The sequence below is a fragment of the Pseudomonas sp. P5_A2_2 genome (assembly GCF_054177685.1).
In genome coordinates this window covers 1-3,926 of record NZ_JBGCUL010000412.1, presented here as the reverse complement: position 1 = coordinate 3,926, position 3,926 = coordinate 1, and the positions used below count along the sequence as shown (strand labels likewise).

The 3,926-nt window shown below is 61.4% G+C and carries 4 protein-coding genes; all 4 read right to left on the bottom strand.

Features of this window, described 5'->3' with window-relative positions; translation table 11 throughout:
* A partial coding sequence (locus tag ACXRVY_RS19465) for a sulfate ABC transporter substrate-binding protein (protein WP_458238019.1) occupies positions 1 to 930 on the bottom strand: 930 nt, incomplete at its 3' end.
* Between the two features lie 91 nt (positions 931 to 1,021).
* Positions 1,022 to 1,846: an ion transporter gene (locus tag ACXRVY_RS19460; protein ID WP_458238018.1), complete on the bottom strand. Its 825-nt coding sequence runs from the start codon at positions 1,844 to 1,846 to the stop codon at positions 1,022 to 1,024.
* A 21-nt stretch (positions 1,847 to 1,867) separates the two neighbouring features.
* Positions 1,868 to 2,782, bottom strand: a complete 915-nt coding sequence (locus tag ACXRVY_RS19455) for an urea transporter (protein ID WP_223461444.1) — start codon at positions 2,780 to 2,782, stop codon at positions 1,868 to 1,870.
* Positions 2,783 to 2,943: 161 nt separating this feature from the next.
* The coding region (pyk, locus tag ACXRVY_RS19450; RefSeq protein ID WP_458238017.1) for a pyruvate kinase at positions 2,944 to 3,926 on the bottom strand (983 nt) is incomplete at its 5' end.

Here is a 3,926-nt window from a genome sequence, read left to right as displayed (position 1 = left end):
GTCACCGAAGGTCTTCTCGACCGACAGGAAGTCCACTTTCGGGAAGCGGTCGGTGTACTTGGCCAGCACGGCCGGGTCACGCGGGCGCAGGTAGTTCGCCGCCGCAATCTCTTGCCCTTGCGGTGACCACAGATATTTCAGGTATTCCTCGGCGGCGGCGCGGGTGCCTTTCTTGTCGACGGTCTTGTCGACCACCGACACCGGTGGCTCGGCTTCGGCGGAGACGCTTGGGTAGATGACTTCGAACTGATCACGGCCGAACTCGCGGGCGATCATTTCCGCTTCGTTCTCGAAGGTCACCAGCACGTCGCCGATCTGGTTGGTCATGAAGGTGGTGGTAGCGGCACGGCCACCGGTGTCGAGTACCGGCGCTTGCTTGAACAGCTTGCCGACGAAGTCTTTGGCCTTGTTCTCGTCGCCGCCGTTTTTCAGCACGTAGCCCCAGGCCGAAAGGTAGGTGTAGCGACCGTTACCGGAGGTTTTCGGGTTCGGGACAATGACCTGTACGCCGTCCTTGAGCAGGTCCGGCCAGTCTTTCAGGGCTTTCGGGTTGCCCTTGCGCACGATGAACACGGTGGCGGAGGTGAACGGCGCGCTGTTGTTCGGCAGGCGCGTGACCCAGTTGTCCGGCACCAGTTTGCCGTTGTCCGCCAGGGCGTTGATGTCGGTGGCCATGTTCATGGTGATCACGTCAGCCGGCAGGCCGTCGATGACGGAGCGCGCCTGTTTGCTGGAGCCGCCGAAGGACATCTGCAGGGTAATGTTCTCGTTGTGCTCGGCTTGCCAGTGTTTCTGGAACGCAGTGTTGTAGTCCTTGTAGAAATCGCGCATCACGTCGTAGGAAACGTTGAGCAGGGTCGGTGCAGCCTGGGCGATGTTGCCCAGGGCCAGGCCTGCGGCGAGAAGCGAGGCGCCAAAGAGTTTTTTCACTGCGAATTCCTTGTTCTATTAAAAGTGGGGCAATTTGCCAGCGACTATAGCCGGGCTCGTTTAGTCCCTTAAAGATTAAAAAGCACTTTGCTTATTCCTGTTTCTTAAACAGTGCGTTGCCGCAACGCGAGCAGAACGACGCCTCGGGTTCGTGGCTGTTTTTCGCACACACCGGGCAGTCGTGCTGCAGTTGGCCGCCACGCATGGCCGTGGCCAGTTCGGCGGTGAAGATCCCGGTGGGCACGGCGATGATCGAGTAACCGGTGATCATCACCATCGACGAGATGACCTGGCCCAGTGYGGTCTTGGGCACAATGTCGCCGTAACCGACGGTGGTCAACGTCACGATAGCCCAGTAAATGCCCTTGGGAATGCTGGTGAAGCCATGTTGCGGGCCTTCGACCACATACATCAGGGTGCCGAACACGATGACCAGCGTGCAGACGCTGAGCAGGAACACGAGGATTTTCTGTTTGCTGCCGCGCAGGGCATCGAGCAGGTAATGGGCTTGCTTGAGATACGGACCGAGCTTGAGCACGCGGAAGATCCGCAGCATCCGGATGACCCGGATGATCAGCAGGTACTGGGCATCGCTGTAATACAGCGCGAGGATGCCGGGCACGATGGCCAGTAGATCCACCAGACCATAGAAGCTGAACGCGTAGTGCAGCGGTTTGGGCGAGCAGTACAGGCGCAGGATGTACTCGCCCAGGAAAATTATCGTGAAGCCCCACTCGATGTACGCAAGCAGGTTGGCGTAGTTCTGGTGGACGTCATCGATGCTGTCCAGAATCACCACCACCAGGCTGGCGAGGATGATCAGCAACAGGCTGGTGTCGAAGCGTCGCCCGGCGACGGTGTCGGTCTGGAAAATAATCACGTACAGGCGATTACGCCACGTGTCGTTGCTGTTCATGCACATCGCCTTGGCCGCAAATCAGCGCAGCCTAGGTTGATTCTCCCCGGGAGCGCAAGGCGCGCTTTCGACCGTGGCTTTGCCGAGCATTTGCACGACGCTGCGGATCAGCCAGCAGGCAAGAATGAACGGAGCGGTCAGCGTTGGCAGACCGATGGCGGCAAACACCGGCGTCAGCAACAGCGCCAGGCCAATGCCAACCAGCGGCAGCCACGGTTGGCGACGCTGCGAGCTGAAGGCGAGGGCGGCGAGTACGGCGTTATAGCCACCGAGGCCGAGCAGTGCGGTGTAGAAGTCGTGGTGCAGCAGGCTCCAGCCCATGCCCGCGACAGACGCCAGCACTGCCCAACAGAATGCGCGGCGATCAGCGATCAGCAAACCGGCGGCAATCATCGCACCGGCCAGCGGATGACCGAGGAACATCACCTGGCCAATGCCTTTGAGGGGGGCGGCGAGCATGTTCAGGGTGCTGACTTCGATCAAGTGCGCCTCTGTCGAGGGCGTGGCGAAACACAGCAGCAACCAGCCCAGCCCGACGAAGGGCGCGGTGTAGGCGGGCAGGCATTGGCTGAACCGGACGCGCTTGAGCCACTGCTGGGTGACCATCGCGCTCAGGCCTCCGGCGGCCAGAATCAGTGGCGGCATCATCGCCGACCAGGGGAAATACAGGCTCAGTAACAGTCCGAGCAGGACGCCGTTGTAGCTGAACAACCCGGCCTGACGATCAGCCTTGGCATAGTTGCGGCGTTGCGCGGTGAACAGCCCGGCGACACCTCCGAGCAAGGCGCCGCCGAGCAAGGCGGGCGCAGTGAACAAAATGGCCAGGACGCACAGCAGACCGCACAGCGGATTGCGCTGGAGAAAGATCTGGCTGAAGCCGTTGAGCAATGCTTCGGCCCAGTCGGGGCAGTGGGTGTTGAAATGGTTGGCAGGCATGGCAGTTCTGAAAGTCAGTGGGACCGAGTTGGTCGAGCGCGACCCCGGCTGATCGCGAGCAAGCTCACTCCCACATTGAGTCTTTGCTCAGTTATTGTATTTGTGTCGTACACAAATCAACTGTGGGAGCGAGCTTGCTCGCGATGAGGCCGGTACAGGCGCTAGATCAATGTCTCGATACGCAAAGAGTTAGTCGACCCCGGTTGCCCAAACGGCACACCTGCTGTGATCAACAGTGTGTCGCCACGCTGCGCCATGCCCTGGGCCTGGGCGATCTCCAGTGCCGTGGAGCAGACTTCATCGACCTGCCGCAGGCGATCGTTGACTACCGAGTGCACGCCCCACGCCACGCTCAGGCGACGGGCGGTCTGCAGGTTCGGTGTCAGGTTGAGGATCGGCACCGTCGGCCGCTCCCGCGCCGCGCGCAGGCTCGACGCGCCGGACTCGCTGTAGTTGACCAGCACCGCCACCGGCAAAACGTTACTGATGCKGCGAATGGCGCAGCTGATCGCGTCGGAAACGGTCGCCTCGGCTTTCGGTCGGCTGACGTCGAGTTGAGTCTGATAGTCCGGACCGTTTTCCACCTGGCGGATGATCTTGCTCATCATCTGTACGGCTTCGAGCGGGTATTCGCCGGACGCGGTTTCCGCCGACAGCATCACCGCATCCGCACCTTCGGCCACCGCGTTAGCGACATCGGTGACTTCCGCGCGGGTTGGCGCCGGTGAGAAGCGCATCGACTCCAGCATCTGCGTCGCCACCACCACCGGCTTGCCGAGCTGGCGGCAGGTGCTGATGATGTTCTTCTGGATCTGCGGCACGCTTTCGGCCGGCACTTCCACACCCAAGTCACCACGGGCGACCATGATCGCGTCGCTCAATTCGGCGATCTCGCGCAGTTGTTCGACGGCCGAGGGCTTCTCGATCTTGGCCATCAGGAACGCCTTGTCGCCGATCAGGGAGCGGGCTTCGCGGATGTCATCGGGACGTTGCACGAACGACAGCGCCACCCAGTCCACACCCAGCTGCAGACCGAAGGTCAAGTCGCGGCGATCCTTGGCGGTCAGCGGGCTCAGGTCGAGCACCGCTTGCGGTACGTTCACGCCTTTGCGGTCCGACAGCTCGCCGCCATTGAGCACGGTGG

Coding starts and splice junctions, on each gene's coding strand:
- ACXRVY_RS19455 (WP_223461444.1), bottom strand. CDS start 2,782: ATGCCTGCCAACCATTTCAACACCCACTGCCCCGACTGGGCCGAAGCA.